Annotated in this window: 24 protein-coding genes and 1 tRNA gene; 5 read left to right on the forward strand and 20 right to left on the reverse strand. The window is 52.9% G+C overall.

Going from position 1 to position 23,185, the window contains the following annotated elements:
- Positions 1-139: 139 nt before the first annotated feature.
- Genes trpS through argS form a run of 3 tightly spaced genes read left to right on the forward strand, consistent with a single transcriptional unit; the run spans position 140 to position 3,564 of the window.
- Positions 140-1,162 carry a tryptophan--tRNA ligase gene (gene trpS, locus K4305_RS00975; protein ID WP_331560451.1) on the forward strand — a complete coding sequence of 341 codons (1,023 nt, stop codon included), beginning with the start codon at positions 140-142 and terminating at the stop codon, positions 1,160-1,162.
- Positions 1,159-1,899 carry a beta-phosphoglucomutase family hydrolase gene (locus tag K4305_RS00980; protein ID WP_331560452.1) on the forward strand — a complete coding sequence of 247 codons (741 nt, stop codon included), beginning with the start codon at positions 1,159-1,161 and terminating at the stop codon, positions 1,897-1,899. Before trpS ends, K4305_RS00980 begins: the two co-directional genes overlap by 4 nt.
- 9 nt (positions 1,900-1,908) lie before the next feature.
- A complete protein-coding gene (argS, locus tag K4305_RS00985) occupies positions 1,909-3,564 on the forward strand; it encodes an arginine--tRNA ligase (RefSeq protein WP_331560453.1) in 1,656 nt (551 codons plus the stop codon).
- A 20-nt stretch (positions 3,565-3,584) separates the two neighbouring features.
- Here the strand turns inward: argS and nadD are convergent, their stop codons facing one another.
- The 10 genes from nadD to K4305_RS01035 form a co-directional block, all read right to left on the reverse strand.
- Positions 3,585-4,181: a nicotinate (nicotinamide) nucleotide adenylyltransferase gene (gene nadD, locus K4305_RS00990; protein WP_331560454.1), complete on the reverse strand. Its 597-nt coding sequence runs from the start codon at positions 4,179-4,181 to the stop codon at positions 3,585-3,587.
- Positions 4,182-4,195: 14 nt separating this feature from the next.
- The gene (locus tag K4305_RS00995; protein WP_331560455.1) at positions 4,196-5,092 is read right to left on the reverse strand and encodes an outer membrane protein assembly factor BamD; all 897 of its coding nucleotides are present in this window, start codon (positions 5,090-5,092) and stop codon (positions 4,196-4,198) included.
- 338 nt (positions 5,093-5,430) lie between these two features.
- Positions 5,431-5,904, reverse strand: coding sequence for a hypothetical protein (locus K4305_RS01000; protein ID WP_442880400.1), 474 nt, complete (start codon positions 5,902-5,904; stop codon positions 5,431-5,433).
- Positions 5,905-6,129: 225 nt separating this feature from the next.
- Positions 6,130-6,202: transfer RNA gene (locus K4305_RS01005), tRNA-Ala, on the reverse strand.
- Between the two features lie 115 nt (positions 6,203-6,317).
- Entirely contained in the window at positions 6,318-6,863 is a 546-nt protein-coding gene (gene atpH, locus K4305_RS01010; RefSeq protein ID WP_331560457.1) for an ATP synthase F1 subunit delta, read from the reverse strand.
- Positions 6,864-6,877: 14 nt separating this feature from the next.
- The gene (locus K4305_RS01015; RefSeq protein WP_331560580.1) at positions 6,878-7,405 is read right to left on the reverse strand and encodes a F0F1 ATP synthase subunit B; all 528 of its coding nucleotides are present in this window, start codon (positions 7,403-7,405) and stop codon (positions 6,878-6,880) included.
- 101 nt (positions 7,406-7,506) lie between these two features.
- Entirely contained in the window at positions 7,507-7,728 is a 222-nt protein-coding gene (gene atpE / locus K4305_RS01020) for an ATP synthase F0 subunit C (RefSeq protein WP_292002558.1), read from the reverse strand.
- A gap of 117 nt (positions 7,729-7,845) precedes the next feature.
- Positions 7,846-8,868: a F0F1 ATP synthase subunit A gene (locus tag K4305_RS01025; protein WP_331560458.1), complete on the reverse strand. Its 1,023-nt coding sequence runs from the start codon at positions 8,866-8,868 to the stop codon at positions 7,846-7,848.
- Positions 8,865-9,251: a hypothetical protein gene (locus tag K4305_RS01030; protein WP_331560459.1), complete on the reverse strand. Its 387-nt coding sequence runs from the start codon at positions 9,249-9,251 to the stop codon at positions 8,865-8,867. The genes K4305_RS01025 and K4305_RS01030 overlap by 4 nt, the downstream gene beginning before the upstream one ends.
- Before the next feature lie 39 nt (positions 9,252-9,290).
- On the reverse strand, positions 9,291-9,545 hold the full coding sequence (locus K4305_RS01035; protein WP_331560460.1) for an AtpZ/AtpI family protein: 255 nt from the start codon (positions 9,543-9,545) through the stop codon (positions 9,291-9,293).
- A 169-nt stretch (positions 9,546-9,714) separates the two neighbouring features.
- Between K4305_RS01035 and pgeF the strand changes: the two genes are divergently transcribed.
- On the forward strand, positions 9,715-10,497 hold the full coding sequence (gene pgeF, locus K4305_RS01040) for a peptidoglycan editing factor PgeF (RefSeq protein WP_331560461.1): 783 nt from the start codon (positions 9,715-9,717) through the stop codon (positions 10,495-10,497).
- On the opposite strand, the gene K4305_RS01045 is transcribed toward pgeF, so the two are convergent.
- Positions 10,460-10,708 carry a hypothetical protein gene (locus tag K4305_RS01045; protein ID WP_331560462.1) on the reverse strand — a complete coding sequence of 83 codons (249 nt, stop codon included), beginning with the start codon at positions 10,706-10,708 and terminating at the stop codon, positions 10,460-10,462. The genes pgeF and K4305_RS01045 overlap by 38 nt on opposite strands.
- Positions 10,709-10,862: 154 nt before the next feature.
- On the opposite strand from K4305_RS01045, the gene bchU reads away from it, so the two are divergent.
- The gene (gene bchU / locus K4305_RS01050) at positions 10,863-11,882 is read left to right on the forward strand and encodes a bacteriochlorophyllide d C-20 methyltransferase BchU (RefSeq protein WP_331560463.1); all 1,020 of its coding nucleotides are present in this window, start codon (positions 10,863-10,865) and stop codon (positions 11,880-11,882) included.
- A gap of 79 nt (positions 11,883-11,961) precedes the next feature.
- Here the strand turns inward: bchU and K4305_RS01055 are convergent, their stop codons facing one another.
- The 9 genes from K4305_RS01055 to mraY form a co-directional block, all read right to left on the reverse strand.
- Positions 11,962-13,254, reverse strand: a complete 1,293-nt coding sequence (locus K4305_RS01055) for an acetyl-CoA hydrolase/transferase family protein (protein ID WP_331560464.1) — start codon at positions 13,252-13,254, stop codon at positions 11,962-11,964.
- Positions 13,255-13,287: 33 nt separating this feature from the next.
- Positions 13,288-14,583, reverse strand: coding sequence for a cell division protein FtsZ (gene ftsZ / locus K4305_RS01060; protein WP_331560465.1), 1,296 nt, complete (start codon positions 14,581-14,583; stop codon positions 13,288-13,290).
- Positions 14,584-14,628: 45 nt separating this feature from the next.
- Positions 14,629-15,954, reverse strand: a complete 1,326-nt coding sequence (ftsA, locus tag K4305_RS01065) for a cell division protein FtsA (protein WP_331560466.1) — start codon at positions 15,952-15,954, stop codon at positions 14,629-14,631.
- Between the two features lie 23 nt (positions 15,955-15,977).
- Entirely contained in the window at positions 15,978-16,862 is an 885-nt protein-coding gene (locus K4305_RS01070) for a cell division protein FtsQ/DivIB (protein ID WP_331560467.1), read from the reverse strand.
- 106 nt (positions 16,863-16,968) lie between these two features.
- Complete coding sequence (gene murC, locus K4305_RS01075) at positions 16,969-18,360, reverse strand: UDP-N-acetylmuramate--L-alanine ligase (RefSeq protein ID WP_331560468.1); 1,392 nt, start codon at positions 18,358-18,360, stop codon at positions 16,969-16,971.
- A 12-nt stretch (positions 18,361-18,372) separates the two neighbouring features.
- Positions 18,373-19,467: an undecaprenyldiphospho-muramoylpentapeptide beta-N-acetylglucosaminyltransferase gene (gene murG / locus K4305_RS01080; protein WP_331560469.1), complete on the reverse strand. Its 1,095-nt coding sequence runs from the start codon at positions 19,465-19,467 to the stop codon at positions 18,373-18,375.
- Positions 19,464-20,663 carry an FtsW/RodA/SpoVE family cell cycle protein gene (locus tag K4305_RS01085; protein WP_442880401.1) on the reverse strand — a complete coding sequence of 400 codons (1,200 nt, stop codon included), beginning with the start codon at positions 20,661-20,663 and terminating at the stop codon, positions 19,464-19,466. The genes murG and K4305_RS01085 overlap by 4 nt, the downstream gene beginning before the upstream one ends.
- The gene (gene murD / locus K4305_RS01090) at positions 20,660-22,054 is read right to left on the reverse strand and encodes a UDP-N-acetylmuramoyl-L-alanine--D-glutamate ligase (protein WP_331560470.1); all 1,395 of its coding nucleotides are present in this window, start codon (positions 22,052-22,054) and stop codon (positions 20,660-20,662) included. The genes K4305_RS01085 and murD overlap by 4 nt, the downstream gene beginning before the upstream one ends.
- A gap of 12 nt (positions 22,055-22,066) precedes the next feature.
- Complete coding sequence (gene mraY, locus K4305_RS01095) at positions 22,067-23,173, reverse strand: phospho-N-acetylmuramoyl-pentapeptide-transferase (protein WP_331560471.1); 1,107 nt, start codon at positions 23,171-23,173, stop codon at positions 22,067-22,069.
- Positions 23,174-23,185 lie beyond the last annotated feature (12 nt).

Raw genomic sequence — 23,185 nt, forward strand, 5'->3', positions numbered from 1 at the left:
ACAAAAAACAAACAAAAGCTTTTTTCTTTATCGCGGCTGTTATAACTTCGTAATCTTTTATGACTAACGGAAAGCCACTGCCACCGCGCCGCCACGGGCAGTTTTTCATCAGGCAATACCGGCGGCGGATAACTTTATTATGGGCACTCTTCGCATTTTAAGCGGGATGCGGCCGACCGGCAAGCTGCACCTCGGACACTACACAGGAGCTCTCGAAAACTGGGTTCACCTGCAGAATCAGCTCTCAGACGACGGATCGAAGGTTTACGAAACCTGCTTCCTCATCGCCGACTACCATATCCTCAGCACTTCGCTCGATACGTCGGAAGCTTACCGGCACTCAATGGATATGCTGCTCGACTGGCTTGCCGCTGGTATCGATCCTGATAAAAGTCCGGTCTTCCGCCAGTCCCAGGTGAAGGAACACTCCGAGCTGTTCCTGATTTTTTCGATGCTGATCACATCCGCTCGGCTCGAACGCAATCCCACGCTTAAAGAGCAGGTGCGCGACCTGAACATGGAGTCGATGACCTACGGCCACCTCGGCTATCCGGTACTTCAGGCAGCGGACATCCTGCTCTACAAGGGCAACGTGGTGCCGGTGGGGGAGGATCAGATTCCGCACGTTGAAATCACCCGCGAGATCGCGCGGAAGTTCAATTATCACTTTCCGCATCCGGCGATAGGGGAGGTGTTCCCGGAACCGGAGCCGAAGATCACCAAGTTTTCGCGCCTTGTCGGACTTGACGGAAAGGCGAAGATGTCGAAGTCGCTCGGTAACACGGTGCTGCTTTCAGATTCCCCGGATGAGGTATTCGCTAAAGTGCGTAACGCCGTAACCGATACACTGAAGCTTCGCAGAAACGATCCGGGACGGCCTGAGGTGTGTACGGTGTTCAGCTATCATAAACGGTTCACCGCTCCGGATGAGGTCGCGGCGATCGAGGCAGAGTGCCGATCGGGAGCCCTCGGTTGCGTTGACTGCAAAAAGCGGTGCGCAGTTTCGATTTCGGCCGAACTGGAGCCGCTGCTCGAAAAGCGTCGCTATTACGAAGAGAGAATGGATCTTGTAAGGGATATCCTTCTTGAAGGCGAAAAGAAAGCTCGGGCGCTTGCGGCTCATACCATACAGGAAGTGAGAACCGCAATGATGCTTGGATGAAAACACGACGGATGAACGAACCCGGTAAGGAGAGAATGGAAAAACGAGAAGACCGATACGCATTTATTTTCGATATGGACGGCGTGCTGACCGACAATATGACGTTTCACGCGCAGTCGTGGGTCGAGCTGTTCAGGGACTTCGGTCTCGAAGGGATGGATCCCCAACGCTATCTTGTTGAAACCGCCGGCATGAAGGGGCACGATGTGCTCCGTTACTTCCTCGATCCTCATATCAGCGCCGCCGAGGCCGACCGGCTGACGGAACTGAAGGATTTTCTCTACCGGGTCAACTCCCGGAACCTTATTAAGCCGTTGCCGGGTCTGCACGGTTTTCTGAAACGAGCAGGCAATGCCGGCATCCGGCTTGGCGTCGGAACCGGCTCCGGCGCAAAAAACACGGAGTATGTGCTCGGACTGCTGAAAACCGAACATCTCTTTCAGGCCGTCGTCGGAGCGCATCAGGTCAGGAAAGGCAAACCCGCTCCGGATATTTTCCTCAGGGTCGCTGAACTGCTTGACGCTGATCCTCAGCGCTGCATCGTTTTCGAAGATGCGCTTCCGGGCATAGAGGCAGCATCCAGAGCCGGCATGCAGTGCGTAGCCCTCACCACAACAAACAGCCGCGATGCTTTCGAAGCGTTCGACAATGTCATCGATATAATCGAAGATTTCCGGAATGCCGAGCCCGCAGCGATGCTTGCCCGGCTGCAGGAATCTCGTACCGCAATCCTATAATTCATTTCGATGCAAGAATTTCTCCTTCCCGCCATTCAGAAGGCTCTGCTGGCGGCATCAATTACTACCGGCAAGCAGGTGCAGATCGAAAAGCCTGCCGACAGAAAAAACGGCGACTACTCGACCAATATCGCGCTGATGCTTTCCAAAGAGTGCCGCCGGAATCCGAGGGATCTGGCGACGGAACTGATCGGGCATATTGCATTTCCCGAAGGTACCGTCGAGAAGATGGAGATTGCCGGCCCCGGGTTCATCAACTTCTTCCTTGCGCCAACCTTCATCATGCAGTCGGTCGAGCATGTAATCCTCGAAGGAAGCGGTTACGGATCGTCGTGCGCGGGCAAGGGAAAGACAGCAATCGTCGAATATGTGAGCGCAAATCCCACGGGGCCGCTCACCATAGGAAGAGGCAGGGGAGGTGTGCTTGGCGACTGCATTGCGAATCTTCTTGCAGCCCAGGGGTACCTGGTCACCCGAGAGTACTACTTCAACGATGCGGGCCGCCAGATGCAGATTCTCGGAGAATCGGTGCGCTATCGTTATCTCGAACTGTGCGGCCGCGAGGTTGCATTTCCAGAAACGCACTATCAGGGTGACTATATCAGGGATATCGCCGAAGTGCTCTTCATGGAACATGCAGAGTCTCTTGCGGATATCACCACAAACACCGTCTTCAAGGATACCGCGGAGGCGATCATTTTCAATTCGATCCGCAGAACGCTCGAACGCATCGATATCCGGCACGACTCTTTCTTCAACGAGCACACGCTTTATACCGCTGCGGAGCATGAAACGTCTGCCAACCAGCGGGTGCTCGATCTGCTCGACGAAAAAGGGTTCATCGGAAGATACGACGGGGCAACCTGGTTTCTGACCACAAACCTCGGCCAGGATAAGGACAAGGTCCTCGTGAAGTCTACCGGCGAACCCAGTTACCGGCTGCCGGATATCGCCTACCACCTCGACAAGTATCGCCGCGGATTCGACCTCATCGTGAACGTTTTCGGCGCGGATCATATCGACGAGTATCCGGACGTGATCGAGGCGCTGCGCATTCTCGGCCACGATACCGGCCGTATCAGGGTCGCCATCAACCAGTTCGTGACCATGACGGTCAATGGCGAAACGGTCAAGATGTCCACGAGAAAAGGAAACGCAGACCTGCTCGATGAACTTATTGACGATGTGGGACCGGATGCTACCCGGCTTTTCTTTATCATGCGCAGTAAGGATTCGCACCTGAACTTCGATATCGAACTGGCCAAAAAACAGTCGAAAGACAATCCTGTATTCTATCTGCAGTACGCACATGCCCGCATCTGCAGCCTTTTGCGACTGGCTGCAGAGGAAATCGGGTTCAGGCCGGACGGAACCGGATACCACCTGATGCAGGCTCTTTCGCTTGAACCTGAAATCCAGCTCGGGTTCGCCCTGCTCGATTACCCGGAAGTCATCAGATCGTCAGTCCGGATGCTCGAACCTCAGAAAATGGTGGAGTACCTGCACACGGTTGCGGAGCTCTACCACAAGTTCTACCAGGAGTGTCCTATCCTCAAGGCGGAGCCGGAAATCCGCACAGCAAGGCTATTCCTGTCGGTAGCGACCCGTCAGGTATTGAGGAACGGTTTCGGGATACTGGGGATTTCGGCGCCGGAATCGATGTGACGGCTTCTGGCGCCATGCCCTCAGACGCTTCCGTAAAGCCCGTGTTCGGCGATGTAATGCCTGATGGACGAAGGAACGAGGCCGGTGACCTTACGACCGGCTGCTATGGCCTCGCGGATCTGCGTCGAGGAAACCGGATAGTCGAAATCGATGAAACGAACCGCACCCTCGGTAAAAGCATCCGACTGCGCATGCGAAGCCTCAGCGCCGCCTGAACGGCCGAAAACTGCGAGATTGCAGAGCGAGGGAAGGCTTTCCCACGATTTCCATGTGGTTATCTCACGGTAACTGTCTTCTCCTATGAGCAGCGTCAAGCGCTCATGCGGATAGATCGATCTGACGTAGCGCACAAGATCGACCGTATAGGATGGCTGTTTTTTTTCGAGTTCCCACCCGCTTACCTCCGCGACGATGCCGACGCCGGCAAGCTCACCGGCAAGCAGTCGTGCCATTTTTTTTCGATGGACGTCGGCAGCTGCGTATCGGCGTTTGAACGGGTTGTTCGATACTGAAATCAGGAACCTGTCCGGATGCAGCAACTCTGCGGCGAAAAGACAGAGGGCGAGATGCGCATTATGGGGCGGGTCGAACGACCCGCCGTAGAGTACCACATGCAAGGGAATCGAAAAAATCAGGCGTTGCTGAAATTCTTCATTATCCGGTCGCGGGTATCCTGCATTTCCGACTGGCTGTCAGGGTAGAGCTGCAGATACCTGTCGAGCGCCTGGTTTGCCTCAAACCATTTTTTTCGCTTGACGAGCACATCGATTTTCCCTTTCCATGCCTGTTCAGGGTAGCTGGTATCAGGGTAACGTCTTATAACCTCATCGAAATAGATGCCTGCAGCCTTGTACTTTTTGAGCTGGATATACTGCCGGGCGATGAAGTAGGCGTTTTTGGCCAGCTTGTCGCGAAGAGTTTTGATCGCATTTTCTGCATATCCCTGAGACTGCCCGCTTTTGAGTTCCTCCTGCGCAATGGAGTAGCGCTCCTGGTATGACTGGTTATCCGGATTGACTTTCAGAAGCTCGCGGTACATCTCAACATCGGAAGCAATCTGGGACGAATCTCTGCCGGGATAGCTCTCGAGATAAACTGCAAACTCCCGAATTGCCTTGACCGTGTGTTCGTGATCGAGTTCGAAATGCCTGGAAAGCCGTTCATGCGACATGGCAAGCTGGAACTGGGCCTGACGCGCGAACGGAGAATTCGGAACCTGTTGCATCAGTCTCGTATACATGTCTATTGCAAGCAGGTACTGTTCCGACTTGAAATACGACTGTGCAAGAAGATAAAGCACGTCATCTTCCAGAGACGTCGCTCTTGAAGTGAATATAACCGGTTCAAGCTCAAGGGCGGCATCGTTGTAATCTTCTTTATTGTAATACTCGGCGGCTTTGGCGTAACGGCCTTCAACCGAACCTGAGGCGTCGAGCGATACTTTCGATGAAGAACACCCTGAGATAAAAAGCATGCAGGCAGGAACAAGCATCAGCAATGAGCGCAGGATCGATCTGGTACGCGGCATGGTATTGACTCCGTTGGACCGTTGAATTGGTGGTAAAAAAAACATAATACGAAACAAAATAAAGAACTGGAACTCAAGCGGACGTTTCAGTAGCTCCCGGAAACGAATCGGGCCCGTAAACAATGCATTCAATGTACAACCTCCCTTTGTGATTATCAATCCGTAGCTGTTTTTTAGTTTTTTCACCCCAAAGACCAAGTCTTGCTGACATGATCCTCAGAGGCGGAGGTTTGCCTGACCTGGCCCGGCACAGTATATTCGATGATCGAGGAGTTGCGGAGGTAACAGAGGTGCGCAGGACCGAAGCAATCCTGATCCTGCGCAAAAGAAGCTATATATCAGAAGGTAAAGAGCTTTATACCTTCTTCGCGAAGATTTTCGGCGACTACGGGAGGCTTCGCTACACTGACGCCATTAATGAGATCGGTTTCGGCCTTTCCCTTGTTCGGAAGATAGAGTGGACAAACCTCGACCTTGACACCTTTTGCGATGAGATCCTGAAGCATCATCTGAGGAGATTTATTCATAGGCTTCATCAGGATCTGTCGGCTGTTTTTTATCGCCAGATCGCCTCCGGGCCCGCAGAGCAGAATCTGAAGTCGTTTACCCTGCGCAACTGTCTGTGTCGATAGCACCAGCGCCATCATCTGGGTCATAGGCTCTGCCTCGGTAATAACGACAAACAATCCTCTGGTCGTTTCGACCGAAGTTGCAGATACAGGTGCAGCAACAGGCTTCGGCTCAGCTGCTCCTGCACGGGAGGGCAGCAATGCGGCGCCAAGCAAGGCTATCGTAAGGAACTTTTTTTTCATGCAGGTCATCTCGTCTCCGTTTTATCGAATATGGTTGAAAAAAGCATCGGTACTCATCTTCGCAGCAAAAAAGCAGGTTGAGTTATGAACATACAATGCCCTGTAATATAGGCATGAAAAGGCACCCAGGCAATAGTTCACAATTATTACACTACACAAAAAAGCAGGTTTCGCATAAGAAAAAGGAGAGAAAACCGGGAAAAAGAGTTACGACGGAAGCGAGTGTGGAGCTTAGGGGAGTCGAACCCCTGACCTTCTCATTGCGAACGAGACGCTCTACCAACTGAGCTAAAGCCCCCTTGAACCATATTGCAGGCACTGACCCGCATTGCCGTAATATCTGAAAAAACGGGCAAAAAAAATAGCCCGTAATCATTACGGGCTATTTACCGTCTTTTATCGGTATATCATGACTATATTTTTCCGGAACTCAGGGATTGCCTCAGCAACTGAAGCTGGTGCTTCACGCTGCCGTCAAGAATGGTGTCGCCGATCTTTATCGTAACGCCGCCAAGCAATTCCTCTCTGAGAGTCATCTTTGCACGGACTTTCTTGCCGGTAAACATCGAAAGCTGATTGACGAGATCTTTGGATTGTTCTTCGCTGAGTTTTACCGCACTGCTGACGTCAATATTGATTACCCCATTCCTTTCATCAAGGAGCGTCCGGAATTCGGTAATGATTTCCGGAAGAAGGCCGGCACGCTTTTTCCTGGCAAGCAGTTTAAGAAAAATCATCAGTCTATCGTCGGCGATATCCTTGAACACTGCTTCGAGAATATGCGATTTCTTGTCGCCGTTGATAAGCGGACTGCGAAGTACATGAACGAGATCGCGAGAGTGATCGAGCGTCTCCTTGATGGCGCCAAGCGCCTCAGTGGCCTGATCGAGAAACCTGCCTTCTTCAGCCGCGGAAAGGAGCGCCGATGCGTAGCGTCTGCTTGCAATTACACTTGACATGTCCTAAGGAATTTTCAATTACGTTTTGATGCGAGATCCTGAATCATGCTTTCCACGATTTTCTTCTGCGTGTCGGCATCGAGGCTGGATTTGATGATTTTTTCGGCGCCCATTACAGCAAGATCCGCCACCTCGTTTCTCAGAACATCAAGTGCGCGGTGTTTTTCCTGTTCAATCTCTTCTTTCGCCGCAGTGATCATTTTTTTTGCTTCGGCCTGAGCTTTTTCAGTCATTTCTGCACGAAGCTTTTCTCCGAACTCCTTGCCTTCACGGATGATCTTTTCCGCTTCGGCATCGGCTTTTGCAAGCATTTCCCTGTTTTTGCGAAGTATTGACTCAGCTTCATCCTTTGCATTGTGCGCGCGATCGATGGCGGACTGAATTCCTTTTTCCCTTTCTTCCAGCGCGTTGATGATAGGTCCCCAGGCCAGTTTTTTCAGAATGAGCAGTACGAGGACAAATGTTACCGCGGTCCAGAAGATAAGCCCCGGGTTAGGGCTCAAAAGACCACCACTGAGAAGTATGACTCCCGACGTTAGCATGAACACTGTTCCTTTAACGGGTTGATAAAATCCGATTGCGGCCTGGCAGGGCCGGCCGCAATCGGGATATGTTCTGATTAAAGCGTTGAGACAGGCTCTGCTTATTTAAGGGCAAGCAGAACGCAGATAACCTCGCCGAACAGCGCGACACCTTCGATAAGCGCGGCTGCGATAATCATTGTCGTACGAATCTCCGAAGTAGCTTCCGGCTGGCGGGCTGTGCCCTCTGCTGCGGCTGCTGCAATGTTACCGATACCAAGACCTGCGCCGATAACGGCAAGACCTGCGCCGAGACCGGCACCCAAGTATCCTAAACCTTCCATCGTGTAATTACCTCCGATTAATTATTGAATGTTACAAAAAGAAAATTATGAGCAGTGTAAAAACCTGTCGCTCATGGAAACGCCCTGCATCAAGCGCTTCCGGAGCGTCGCCGCGTCTCAGTGATGAGCGACTCCGGCCTCATGCTCGTCATGGCCTTCATGAACGGTTGCAAGACCGATGAACAGCGCGGAAAGCATGGTAAAAATAAACGCCTGGAGAAACGCAACAAAGATTTCAAGCAGGTAGATGAATATAGAAAACGGAACCGATACGGCAACAGCCACAATGTAGCTTTTCAGGATGAAACTGATGAATATGAGGCTGAGAATAACGATATGGCCGGCGGTCATATTTGCAAAAAGTCGGACGGTAAGAGCGAACGGCTTGGTAAAGAGCCCGATGATTTCGATTGGAATCATGATGATCCAGAGTGACCAGTGGGTTCCCGCAGTAAGGTGCGCAAGGTACCCCTTGACGCCATGTGCTTTAAGCGCTGCCGTCTGGGTAATGAAAAAGGTGAATACCGCAAGGGTAAGCGTTACATTGATATTACCGGTCGGCGTCGCTCCATATGGCACCAGGCCGAGGAGATTACAGAGCAGAATGAAAAAGAATACCGTAAGAAGATAGGGCAGAAATTTTTCGAATCCGGGACCGATATTCGACTTTGCGACATCGAGCCTTATAAAATCGACCAGAGCCTCCATCGCATTGGCAAGGCCTTTCGGGGCATTTTTCGCCGTCATCTTCCTGTAGGCTCCGCCGACGGAACCGAATACAAGCAGGACGATGGCTGCGGCAATCCACATTATAACCACATGCTTCGTAATCGAAATGTCAAAACCGCCTACCACGATTTTCGGCAGGTGAACTTCGCCGAAAGGCTCAAAAGCATAAACGTTGCTGTCGAGGATATGGTGCATGATAACGTCGCCGGGCTTGTCGCTGTACCCACCTTGCTCCCCGTGCGCATCGCCCTCTCCATGGGCTGCAGCAGCTTCAGCCACAGCAGGCGCTCCGTGCATCGGGGCTTCGCCGGGCGAGGCTAACACTGTGTTACCGGCATTCATCAGAAGCGGTATGGTTAGCGCAAGTACTTTGAGAAACGCTCTGGCCTCTTTAACGATTACCGGTTTCATGCAATATTCTTTTTCTGTTTGTTTTTCTTTTGATATCCAAGTATCTCGACTATGACATAGATGCAGTAGAATGCAAAAAAAGACAAAACGAAGTCGTAATCAGACACATAATTTCCGACAAGAATAACTCCGACGAGCAGCATCATCACAAGCAGGCGAACAGTCAATCCCCCGAAGACAACCTTGTTGAACGACGACGAATCCCTTTCGAACGCGTACTCAAAAAGAAGATATCCTGAAAGGGTGTTCACGAATATCATCACCCACGCAATGAAAACCGACTTAAGGTCGATTGTACCCGGAGCGACCCCCCAGATAATTACCCCCCATAAAATGACGGTCAAGATACATAACTTTATCAGAAAATCAAATAAAGGTTTCATGGCGGCTTATCTCTCATGTTATTAAGTAATAAATACGTCCTATCCTTGTTTTTTTCGGTTCGCTATCTTCAGCGTTTTCATAAGCACAAGAACCATCCCGGCCATTCCCATGAAAACTCCTGCGATCAGCAGAAAAGGAGATGTACCGAACTGCCCATCCGCCCAGTAACCTGCAAAGACAAAAAAAACGAATCCCGCGGCAATCTGGATTCCAAGTCCCAGATAATCAGAAAGCGCCCTGAGCGAGCTCCCGAACTGATTCTGATAGCGCTCATCCTCCGGATGTTTTTTCATGGGGGTTCCCGTTTTACGCCGCATCTCATATACCGATATTGCGCTCAACATCACAAATAAATCTCCTGAATCCTGCCTCATTCATGAAAAAAACTATTTTCATACATGCAGCAGTCTCCCGCATGGCATTATAACGCTTTATTGCCATTCTATGAAACACGAACCCAGCATGTCAAGGATAGAGTACGTCGTTCCGGAATTGTTCGCCGATATCGAAAACCTCGTGGCCCTGCAAACCACCCGCAGGGGGGGCATAAGTCCGGTGCCTTTCGACGGACTTAATCTCGGAAGAAATACCGCGGACAGCCCGGCGAATATCAAAGAAAACACCCTGAAGCTCTGTGGGCTTCTCGGCATAAAACCAGAACAGCTTGCGAGCTCCGACCAGGTTCACGGCACAGAGATCCTGCACGCCATCTCTCCAGGCTTCTTTTCGGGATATGACGCGCTTGTCACGAATGAAAAAGATATCTTCCTGTGCATTTTTACCGCCGATTGCTACCCCGTACTGCTCTGCGACACGCAAACCATGGCCGTAGCGGCAATTCACTCCGGATGGAAAGGCGCTGCCGGAGGAATTGTCACTAAAACTGTTCTGTTCATGCAGAAGCAGTTCGGAACGGCCCCGGAAAATCTGCTTGCCTGGATCGGCACGGGAATCGCACAGTCCGCTTACGAGGTCGATGCCGCAGTTGCCGACGCTTTCAATTCCGAGCATCTCGCACCTTCCCTTCGGCAGACCGGAAAGTTCAATCTCGATCTGGCCGGCGCCAATCGCAGGCAACTGCTCGACGCAGGAATTCCCCAATCGAGGATCGAATGTTCCGCATTCTGCTCTTCGGCCGATGCGGGACTTTTCTACTCCTATCGGCGCGACGCGGGCATAACCGGCAGGATGGCAAGCATCATCGGCGTCACGACCGGCAGGAACCGGCAGAATCAAGGGCGATAAGCACCGTCCCTATACGCGTCTCAAGCTCGCGAACACGCGCAAGCTCTTCTGTCGAAAGCCCTGCGGCTATCACGTCGTAGTTGGAGAACGACAGAATGGTTTTACCGAGATCCTCTTCAAGTTTGCGGATTTCGCCGATCTGCTCAGGCGTGAGTTTAGATAGACTCGAAAGCATACCGCCTCCTCTCCCGTTTATGGTTTCTGCAGACATGGGTGATATGATGCATCACTTGATAATAACACATTGTACAGACTCCTTGCAGTTGTTTCATAAGCCTATTTAGGCTAAATTAGTTTTCGGGACAAAATAGGCTTCGGCTTCTCCGTACCATTCATTTTCTTAAACTCTTTAGCCTCATCCGTACATGAACGACATCGAGTTACTGAAACAAAACCACAGGGCAAACGACATTATTTTCAAAGGGCTTGTGGAATTCGGCTGTTTCAAGGCAGCTCTTGAACTTGACCTCTTTACTCAGCTTGGTGATGGGGCGAAAGACACGGAAACCCTCGCAACCGCAACCGGTTCGGTTCCGCCAAGACTCGGCATGCTGCTCGAAGCGCTCAGGCAGATGGGAGTCACCTGCGAAGATAACGGCTACTGGAGCCTCACGCCGTTCGCGCAAGCGATGTTCGTGCCCGATGCAGATCAGCCGAACCTTTATATGATTCCTGTGGCAAAAGCCATGGCACACCTTTCCGATGCATTTTATTTCAGATTGGCCGACGCGGTGAAAGGGCAGCTCGATTTCAAGGGAGAAGTTCCCTATCCGCCGGTAACTCGTGAGGATAACTGGTATTTCGAAGAGATCCACCGCAGCAATGCCCATTTTGCCATCAAGCTTCTGCTCGAAGAGGCCGACCTGTCCGGTGTAAAAACGATCGTGGACGTCGGCGGTGGTATCGGCGATATTTCTGCAGCGCTCCTGCAGAAATTCACGAACCTGCAATCAACGATCCTCAACCTGCCCGGCGCAATCGAGCTTGTCAATGAAAATGCCGCCGAAAAAGGGGTGGGCGACCGCCTCAGAGGCGCCGCGGTCGATATATACAGGGAGAACTATCCCCAGGCCGACGCCGTCATGTTCTGCAGAATTCTCTATTCGGCAAATGAACAGCTCACCGGCATGATGTGCCGGAAAGCATATGACGCGCTTCCTGCCGGCGGCAAAGTGCTCATTCTCGACATGATCATCGACGACCCGGAAAATCCGAATTTCGATTATCTGAGCCACTATATTCTCGGTGCAGGAATGCCGTTCTCCGTGCTCGGATTCAAACCGCAGAATGCTTACAGGGACATCCTCGAGAAAATCGGTTTCAGCGACGTGCGCATCGTCAGGAAATACGACCACCTTCTCTGCGAGGCCGTCAAGCCCGCATAAGCCGAGCGAGCCCCATCCGGTAAACAAGAGAAGGCTGCCCCCGGGCAGCCTTCTCTTGTTGTTGTCGAATCTTCGACCCTCACACCTCGCAGCTGCTCTTCTGTCCGTACAAATCGCGGGCGCTGCGACAGATTTCCTCCCGGAAGTCGGGATGGGCTATGGAGGCTAACGCTTCGGCTCGCTGGCGCAGGTTCTTGCCATGCAGGTTCACGATGCCGTATTCTGTAACGACGTAATGGACATGGGCTCTCGTTGTTACGACCCCTGCTCCGGGTTTGAGATGAGGCACAATCCGGGAAGCCCCTTTTCTCGTGGTGGAGGGCAGAGCTATGATCGGCTTACCGCCTTCGGAAAGCGCTGCGCCCCTGATGAAATCCATCTGGCCGCCTACGCCGGAAAAAAAGCGCTGTCCTATCGAATCAGCGCAGACCTGACCGCTCATATCGATCTCCAGAGCGCTGTTGATCGCCGTGACTTTCGGATTTTTGCGGATCTCCTTCGTGTCGTTGACATAGTCGGAAGGAAGCATTTCAACAAGCGGGTTGTCATCGACGAAATCATACAGCCGCCGGGTGCCTACAAGGAAGCTGGCGACCACGATCTCTTTGTGAGTCTTCTTTTTCCTGCCGGTAATAACACCTTTTTCGATGAGTTCGACAACGCCGTCAGAAAACATTTCGGTGTGAATACCAAGGTCACGATGAGAACCGAGCGCCGCAAGCGTTGCGTCGGGAATAGCCCCTATGCCCATCTGCAGCGTGGCGCCATCCTCTACGATCGAAGCGATATGGCGCCCGATGCTTTGTTCGGCTCCCGTCAGTTCATGCCTCGGCGTTTCGGGAAGAGGATCTTCCACTGCGACCATCGCATGAATCTTGCTGATATGGAGCAGGCCTTCGCCGTGCGTTCTCGGCATGAGCGGATTGACCTGCGCAATAACGTGGCGGGCATTGTGCACCGCGGCAAGCGAAGCATCGACAGATACTCCCAGAGAGCAGTATCCGTGACGGTCGGGAGGCGAGACGTGAACAAGCGCGACATCAAGAGGAAGAATCCTGTTATGAAACATCGAGGGGACATCGCTGAGGAATATCGGCATGGCATCGGCATCGCCCTGCTGAACCGCATTACGGACGTTTTTTCCGACGAAAAAGGCATTCAGCCTGAAACTATCCCTGTATTCAGGTCTTACATATGGAGCGTCACCCTCTGTATGGAGGCTCACGATTTCGACGCCCCTCAAATCCCCGGCACGGCCGACCATGGCTTCTATCAGGCGTTGCGGGGTAGCCGCCGCCGTATGAAGAAAAACCCTGTCTCCCGAACGAATAATTGAAACCGCCTCCTCTACTGAAAGCATCCGGTTTCCCATAATGTGTACTCCTTTTACGATGAAGCGCAGCTGTCAGCTGCCGTTGTTTTTCCTGCGAAGATAAGCCGGAAGATCCGTCGATCCCTTCTGTATCTGGTCTTCCTGTTCTTCGATACTCCGGGAGAAATGGCCTCCGTTTTCTGTATTCTGTTCCGCGCGCGTTTTGTTTCCGACCTCAAGAGGATCGTGAATGGATATCTGGCGTCTGACATAGGTCGGAATCCGCAGGTCCTCTTCCTGCCTTTCGGGCAGACCGGTCACCACCGACCTTACGGCTGTATGAGGAAAATGCCCATGGCGCTGCTCTGTATACTTCGGAGCCTGCTGTTCCTTCTCAGTTCCGGCAGATCCAGGGGAATCTTTTCGCCTGAATCCGGTAACGATGACCGTAACCCGGATCTCTCCGGAAATCTGCAGCTCATCGACGTATCCGTTGATGATTTTAGCCTCGCTGCCGACCTGTTCTTCGATGAAGTTCATTGCGTCGGTCATATCCCGCATGGTTACCTCACCGGTGATATTGACAAGCACCCCTTTTGCTCCCCTGACCGAAACTCCGTCGAGCAAGGGGCTGTTGAGCGCATCCGAGGCCGCCTTAAGCGCCCTCCGCTCTCCGGCTGCGGCAGCGGAACCCATTACGGCATCCCCGGCTCCGGACATGATGCTTTTGACATCGGCGAAATCCACGTTGACATGGCCATGTCTTGTAATGATATCGGAGATCCCCTTGGCCGCACGGTACAGCACGTCGTTGGCCATATTGAATGCTTCGGTTGCACTGATGCCGTCTTCGGCGATGCTGAGAATCTTTTCGTTCTCGACTACTATCAGGGTATCTATGAATTTGCGAAGTTCGTTGATTCCTCCGTCGGCGATGCGCGCTTTGACCTGGCCTTCGAAATTGAATGGCCGGGTCACGACCCCTATGGTAAGAATGCCCATGTTTCTGGCAATTGAGGCAATAACCGGCGCCGCGCCCGTTCCCGTGCCTTTGCCCATTCCTGCGGCAATAAACACAAGATCGGCGCCTTTCAACTGCGCAGCTATGATATCCCTGTCGTCCTCGGCAGCCTGCCTGCCTTTGGACGGATCGGCTCCAGCGCCAAGTCCGCTTGTGGCTTTCTTGCCTATCTGCACCCGTATCGGCGCCTTCGAATTCAGAAGCGCCTGCCGGTCGGTATTGAAAACGATATACTCGGCTCCGCTGATTTTCCGGTCAATCATGTTGTTTACCGCGTTGCCGCCGCAACCGCCGACGCCTACAATCCTGATGGTAACCCCTTTTCCCTGATCGCCCTCGAACAGTCCCGGGTCCAGTTCAAATGCCATGTTTTCGTTCCTGATTATTCATTCATGCGCCTCAAGCGGCGCCGGTTATAGTTCGCTCCAGAATTTTTTCAGCCGGTCGACGATCTTGGCTCCCGACGAATTGGACTGCGACGAATCCGGCGCCGTCTCGGAATCGTGCAGAGGCTCTTCCGCTTCGGATATTGTGCCGGCTGCAGGTGTGCCCTGAATGACGTGCACGGCTTCGGATTCTTCGAAAAGCGTGTTCTGGAGCGAGTGCGCGACAAGCCCCATGACCGTTGCGTACATGGGATTGTTGACCGAACCTTTTATGCCTCCCGACACCCCTTCAGGATACCCGATACGGACATCGAGCCCGAGCACATCCCTCGCAAGCTCCTCCGTACCCGGCATGAGGGCGCCTCCGCCGGTGATGATCGCTCCGGCGTTGAGAAATTCATAATATCCCGACCGTTTGATGGAATCCCGCACCAGTTCGAAGATCTCGATCATCCTGGCCTCGATGATCATGGTCAGAGAACTTTTCGGGAACGACTTCTGCGGACGGCCCTCGATACCCGGAATGAGAATGGTTTCATCCTCTCCGAGCAACTTGCTGTATGCGTTTCCATGCCGGATTTTCAGCTCTTCGGCAACTTCGTGAAGAGCCTTGACCCCATGCGCGACATCGTGCGTAACATCGTTTGCCGCAACCTTGATGACTTCGGAGTACCTGATCGCGCCATCGATATAGATGGCCACCTCGGTTGTGCCTCCACCGATATCGACAACCACGACGCCACTCTTTTTTTCGCTCTCTTTCATCACCGCGATACCTGAGGCGACAGGCTCGAAGGTCAGGGCGCCGACTTCAAGACCGGCTTTTTCAATGCACTGCTTGATGTTGCGGATCTTCGTGCGAAGCCCCACCACAATATAGGCGCTGCCGCGCATGGTGGTTCCCGCCATGCCGATAGGATCGAGCACTCCTTCCTGATCATCGACGATGAACTCCTGCGGGATCACATGGATGATTTCGTGATCGATATCGAGATACTTGATGTTGGTTTTGGCTTTTTCAAGAAAACGGCGAACATCCGACTCGTTGACTATGCCGGTCTGGTTGACGCTGATTTCGGAATTGCTGTGGATGCAGTTCACATGCGCTCCCGAAATACCGACATTAACCCCTCTGATCCGTATCGAGGACTCCCGTTCAGCATCAGCTACGGCCGCCTTGATGGCATCGACAGTCTTGTTGATATTGACGACCGTCGCCCGCTGCAGGCCCTCCGAATTTGAGCGCCCTTTACCGAGAACGTTGAGCTTTCCAATCTCGTCCTTTTCAGCAACGACAACGCAAACCTTGGTCGTTCCGATATCAAGTCCCACTGCTATATTGCTTTTCAGCATGATCGTCTATACTTGCATGATTGTCACAGGACAACATCCTGCCGCATCTGTCTGGCAAGAGTATCCAACGTAAATATCCTGTCCCTGAACCTCAGATCGACAGACTCGAACGCGTCCGTACCTTTCTTCGATACTACCTTTTGCCAGAATATCTCGAATTTTTTCAACTTTTCCTTAAAGTTCCCGTCACTGCCGACAACAAACCTGGCGGATGAACCGGCAGCCCGGCAGAACGTCAGACCGTCCGGCTGAAGATGGATTTCCCGGATCAGAAGCCTCGCATAGTCAGATTCCCGCAGAGCTTCGGCAAGGCTCATGACTACCGCACTGTCCCTTTCGGCAAGTCGCTCAGGCGCGTTTCTGCCCTTCACCGTACGTCCGATACCAAACACGCCGATCAGAGTGCCGAAACGGGAGGAGACCCGAGGTGTTTCCGGCAGGAGAACGCCTTCGGTATCGATAATCATGTTTCTGTTGCGGTAAACCGTCCGCGCCAGAGGCTCCCTCTCCGTAACTTTCACCCTGATGATTCCGTTCAATTCTCGGGCAATTGAAACCCTCCTGACATAAGAAACAGCGAGAAGTTTCGATTCGATCGCCCCGGTATCGAGATTCTGAAGATTCTTTCCGAGGTAGCCGTTCAGTACTTCAGAAAGCTCATTTCGAGGAACGATGTCCGCTCCTTCTATGACAATTTCCCTTACGGCTACCTCCTGCTTCCAGTTGGACGCATAGAAGGCGAGACCGGCAAGAGCGGCAAATACAAGCAGGAGAATGACAAGCACCGCTTTCCAGTTCCCGCCGCTGTCCCCCGGAAGCCGACCGGCGTTACCTTCGCTTCCGGAGGAAACGGAAGAACTATCCGGAACCTTAGAGTCCTCGTTATGTTCGGAATCAGAGATCTGCATGGCTCAATTCGGTAATCTGATCAAGGCGGGTATACCACAACCAACACAACAGCCTGAAAGAGTCTGACGTTTCAGCCGAAATACAAATAAAAGGAAAATATCCCGTTCACCTGCTGCCAAGCTCGCGGGCAAGTCTGGTCGCCATATGGGTAATGTCTCCCGCTCCCATGAAAAGGAGCATTGTGTCCTCATTGCAGCACTCCCCGAGCGCGACGTAAAGATCGTCCTTTCCCCCGATAAACACGGCCTGCCTCCCTCCGGCTTTCCTTACTGCTGCTGCCACCATCTCACCGTTCACTCCGGGAAAATCTTCCGCCTTTTCGCGGGAGGGATAGATATCGGCGATATAAATCGCATCCGCATGGGAAAGAGCCCAACCGTATTCGTCGGCAAACTCCTGCGTTCTCGAATAGAGATGGGGCTGAAAAACCGCAACGATCCGAGAATCCTTCCATCCGCTGCGGGCGGCTTTAACGGCCGCCTTGACTTCGGAGGGATGGTGCGCGTAATCGTCGACGATCATAAGTCCTTTTACGTCCTCGTATTTTATCTGGAAACGCCTTCTCATGCCGCTGTACATTCCAAGGCCGGCAATAAGTTTTTCCGGTGCGATGTCGAGTTCGAGGCCGGTTGAAAATGCCGCAAGCGCGTTGAGTACGTTGTGCCGACCCGGAACCTGCAGCTTCACCCCCTCGTAACGGCTTCCGAAAGCCCTTACGATGAACGAGGAATGGTTCCGCTCCAGCTGAATGTCCGTCGCCATAACATCAGCAGGCTCATCGATTCCGAACGTAGTCACTCGCCGGTTGAGCCTCGGGATGATCCGTCTGATTTCAGGCCAGTCTGCACAGCAGATCACCCTGCCGTAAAACGGCACCTTGTCGGCAAAGGCCACAAAGGCGTTCTTCAGTTCGTCGAGCGAGCCATAGGTATCCATATGCTCCGATTCAAGGCTGTTGACGACGGCAATAGTAGGAGTAAGTTTGAGGAACGCCCTGTCGTATTCATCGGCCTCTATGACCATATACTTTCCGTCGCCGACAACCGTACTTCCTTTCAGATAGTCTGAAACTCCTCCGATCATGACGGTAGGCGACTCGCCCGACTCGATCAGCATGGTGGCGACCATAGCCGTCGTGGTGGTTTTGCCATGGGTACCTGAAATGCATATACCCGACTTGTATCGCATCAGTTCTCCAAGCATCTCATCCCGCTTGATGACTGGAATGCCGGCTTTTTCAGCAGCGGTTATTTCCGCATTATCACTTATCCTGACCGCCGAAGAGAATACTACCACGTCGGCGTTTTCGATATGCTCTGAGCTGTGCCCATGATAGACAACCGCGCCGTGCTCGGCAAGCTTGTCGGTTACCTCTCCGGTCTGCAGATCCGAACCGCTGACGCTGAAACCTGATTTGAGAAGCAGTTCAGCAATCGCGCTCATACCGGCACCGCCAATTCCAACAATATGCACCCTTCGGGTTTTTCCGAGTTCCATGTTACAATCCGGTTACTGTTTTGCAAGTTGAATAATGCGCCCTGCAAGCTGCCTTGCCGCATCGGGATGCGCAAGCGAGTTGCAGGAAGCCGTCATGGAGGCGAGCCGCCCGGAATCATGGAGAAGATCCAGCACAATCTGCCTGGCTCCCGGAGTATCAAGCCGGCTGTCGTCGATAAGCATTGCGGCACCGGTACCTACAAGCGCTTTTGCGTTGAATCGCTGATGGTCTCCGGTAGCATGGGGGTAGGGTACAAGCACCGAGGGCTTCCCCATATTGGTCAGCTCGGCGATAGTCGATGCTCCGGCCCTGCACACGACAAGATCGGAAACCGCATAAGCATCGCCCATATGTTCTATATAGGGACCGATCCAGAGTCTCCCGGAAGGTTTGACCTGTCGACTGATGCGCTCATAGTCCAGAGAGCCCGTCTGCCAGACAAGATTGGCGCCCGAAGTGAACTCCCCGAACCATTGGAGCATGGCATTGTTGATGGACCGGGCCCCGCGGCTGCCGCCGAAAACAAGAAGAGTCGGCAGCGGCTCCATGAGGCCGAAACGCCTGAGGGCATCCTCCCTGCTTACAGGGGGAAATGAACGGGCCGGGTTTCCCGTAACGAAAACCCCCTTTTTTCTCCTGATATAAGCTCCTGCCTCGGTAAACGAAAGATGCACTTCGCGGGCAAGCAGAGAAAGCAGTTTCGTAGTCACGCCGGGAAACGCGTTCTGTTCCTGTATCAGCGTTCTGCGCCCCAGAAGCTGGGCGGCAAGAAGCACGGGAGCGCTCACAAACCCGCCGGTACCGACGACGACGTCCGGCTTTTCCCTTGCTATGATCGATGCGGCAGAAAAGAGCGCGGCGGCGAAATCCGCAAGCACCGCGACATTGCTCAAAAGCGCCTGAAGCGATCCGCCCCGCTTCAGTCCCCTGACCGGAAGCAGGTGCAGCCTGTAACCGAGACGCGGCACCTCTGTCGCCTCGATGCCGTTTTTCGTCCCAGCAAACGATACCGATGCTTCCGGCACTATTTTCAGCAACTCGCTTGCCATGGCGACAGCAGGGTAGAGATGGCCGCCGGTACCTCCGCCTGCGAAAAGAATATTCAAGAAAGCCCTCCTTCCGGTTTTTCCGTGCCTGATTCAGATTCCCGCCTCCGCTTCCTGGATCTCGATATGCTGATCAGAATGCCGACTCCGAGCGAATTGAATACCAGCGCCGTCCCGCCGTAACTTATAAACGGCAATGCCACGCCTGTAGTCGGAAGCAGATGCGTTGCAACGGCGATGTTGACGAAGGCGAAAAGCACGATTGCGATGGTGATGCCTGTTGCGACGTACTTCCCGAAATTATCCGGCGCATGCTTTGCGATAACAAGTCCGCAGCCGAGAAATGCCGAAAAAAGAAAAAGCACGAACAGTGCGCCTATAAACCCGTACTCCTCGCCTATAACGACAAAGACGAAATCGTTGTAGGAGAGCGGCAGGTAGAGCTCCCGCTGTTTGCTGGCTCCGATGCCAAGTCCGAAAAGCCCTCCGTTACCGAGCCCGATAAGTGCCTGGAGCACCTGGTAACTCATCCCTTTCTCGTCCCCGCTGAAAAAAGAAACCAGCCTTGCCATCCGGTAAGGCGCTATCATGGCATAAACAGCTCCGACGGGAATAATCAGACCGGCAGTCGCAAGAAGATAGCGGATGTTGACCCCCCCAATGAACATCATGATGAACCCGATCAGGGCGATAAGCGAAGCCGTGCTGAAGTTCGGCTCGAGCGCGATAAGAAAAACAACCGTAATCAGGATAACGACAAGCGGCAGATAGGTGTTATGCAGATCCTTGATATATGCCTGCTTTTCGCTTATCAGACGGGAGAAATGAAAAATCAGCGCATATTTTGCAACATCGGACACCTGAAACTTCAAAGGCCCGTACCCGATCCACCGGGCGGCACCGGATATGACGCCTACAACCTTCAGTACCAGCAGGAGGGAGAGCAGAAAAATGCTGAAAAAAAGAAAAAGCTTGCTGACTTTATAGAATATATGATAATCGATCCGGGCAAAGAACACGATAGTGAATATACCGATAACGGAAAAGAAGAGTTGCCGCCAGAGAAAGTATTCCGAACTGGAGTACTTGTTTTCCGCCCATCCGGCGCCACTGCTGTAGACGATCACGATTCCGATGCAGATAAGCAGGGAAACGATCAGCAGCATCAGCTTGCCGGCTATGACCTCCCCGGAGGTATTCCCCCTGTAAGGCCGGTCGATAGTTGGGGAACCGGCCGGTCCGACGCCGACAGTCATGATGTAAGCCCTTGTATAATATGCTTGAAAAGCCTTCCTCGCTCCTCGAAGTTCGAAAACATATCAAAGCTTGCGCATCCGGGAGAAAAAAGTACCGTATCGCCGCGGCCTGCGGCTTTGTCTGCCAGTTCGACCGCCTCTTCAAGCGTTTCGGCCGGAAGCGTCTGCGTGACACCTTCAAATGCCCGGCATATTTTTTCTTTCGACTCGCCGATGGCAATTATGGCCGCAACCTTGCTGCGTACGACATCGGCAAGTATGGAATAGTCGTTGCCCTTGTCCCGTCCTCCCGCTATCAGCACAAGCCTGCCGGGTACCGCGTTGAGCGCCTGAAGCAACGCATTGACATTGGTTGCCTTCGAATCGTTGATCCAGTCGACTCCATCGAGGGAACGTACGAGCTCCTGCCGGTGCTCGACCCCGGTAAATCCGGATAACGCCGTCCGGACGGCATCCCTGTCTATACCAAGGGATAGAGCTGCGGCGGTTGCCGCCAGCGCGTTGTATATATTGTGCCTGCCCCGGAAACTGCTTTTAAGAAACTCGTCGCCGGCGACGACCGGATATGATACGCCTCCTTGCCAGTGCAGAATCATGCCTTCGTCGAAAGAAAACCCTTCTTCGGAAGCGTACCGGACTGCATCCGCGCCTATACCGAAGGGGATGAGCCGGAAGGGATATGCGCCGTCTCCTTTGCCGAAATGCTCCCTGAGCAGCGGGTCGTCGATATTGTAGCAAAGGGCATCCGGCGCCTTCTGCTGACGGCAGATCCTGTATTTCGCCTCGGCATACTCCCGTATGTCTCCATGATACCGGTCAAGATGGTCGGGAGTTATATTGGTGATGACCGATACGGCTGGATGAAAACTCACGCACCCTTCAAGCTGGTAGCTGCTCAGCTCGATGACGGCAAGATCATCCGGTGCGAGTGACGTGACGACAGAGGAGAATGGCACCCCGATATTTCCGGCGCTGACGGCCCGGTATCCCCGCGCATTTCCTTCGGCTTCGGCGATTCGGTACAGGAGCGTCGCAGTAGTGGTTTTTCCGTCGGTACCGGTAATGCCGGCCATTCTCGCCCTGCAGAACCATGAGGCCGCTTCGATCTCGCTGAAAAGAGGAATTCCTTTATCGAGCACCATGCGGACCACGTCCGACTCGCGAGGAATTCCCGGACTTACGACTGCAAGATCGGCATCGCAGAGACGCTCGGTATGTCCTCTGTCTTCATACTCGACTCCGAGTCCTGACAAAAGCGATTTTTCGTCGTCGGACAACTGCCCGAGTTCGCTCACGTAAACGCTGGCTCCTTTTACAGAAAGCAGCCCGGCCGCAGCCATGCCGCTCCTTTTTGCGCCGATAACCGATATTTTTTTTCCGTTTACCTCCATAGTGCGCTGATGCTACCTGAGTTTCAATGTCATGAGACTTGCAAGAAAGAACAGAACGGTGATAATCCAGAACCGGATAACTATTTTCTGTTCGGGCCAGCCCTTCAACTGGAAATGATGATGCAGCGGGGCCATGAGAAAAATCCTGCGTCCCTGACCGAAACGCATTTTCGTATATTTGAAGTACAGCACCTGCAGGGAAACCGACAGGGTTTCGATAAAGAATATTCCAGCCAGCACAGGAAGAAGCAGTTCCTGTTTGATCAGCAGCGCAATAACTGCAATGGCGCTTCCGAGAGCAAGCGATCCCGTGTCGCCCATGAACACCTCAGCAGGATTCGAATTGAACCAGAGAAATCCTACGCAGGCCATAACTATGGCCATACTCACAACGGCAATTTCACCGCCGCCGGGAATAAAGGGAATCTTCAGATACGATGCATAGACGGCATTGCCGGCAAGATAGGCGAAACCGCCGAGCGCGAAAACCACGATAGCCGAACTTCCAGAGGCAAGACCGTCGAGACCGTCGGTAAGATTCACGGCGTTGGAGACCGCCGTGATGATGAAAATCACCACAGGAATATAGAAAATGCCGTAATCGATCGTGAGATTTTTAAAGAACGGCACAGTCGTGGTCGAACGCAGCACCGAAAATGCCGGATCGAACCATGTATAAAAACCGATGAAAAGACCGAGAGCTATCTGCCCGATGAGCTTGTACCTCGGAGAGAGCCCCCCCTTAACCTTGAGCACTGCCTTCATGTAATCGTCAAGAAAACCTATGGCTCCCATCCAGAAAACCGCAAGCATGATCAGCCATACGTGCGGATCGTCGAAACGCGCCCACAGAAAGACCGATATCTCGATAGCGATGATGATGAGCAGGCCGCCCATGGTCGGAATGTCCTTCTTTTTCCTGTGTTCCGGCGGCGCTTCCTCTTTTACAGGCTCGATAATGCGTCCTTTGAGGTACCTGATGAACCAGGGGCCGAAAACGAGACAGATAAGAAGTGCCGTTACGGCAGCAGCGCTTGCCCTGAAGGTGATAAACTCGATAACGCCGAGGCCGGGCGGATCATAAGCGTCGTTTAAGTATTTAAGGATATAATACAGCATTCAGGCTGAAAC

The sequence above is a fragment of the Chlorobium sp. genome, from assembly GCF_036528655.1.
Taxonomy (GTDB): domain Bacteria; phylum Bacteroidota; class Chlorobiia; order Chlorobiales; family Chlorobiaceae; genus Chlorobium.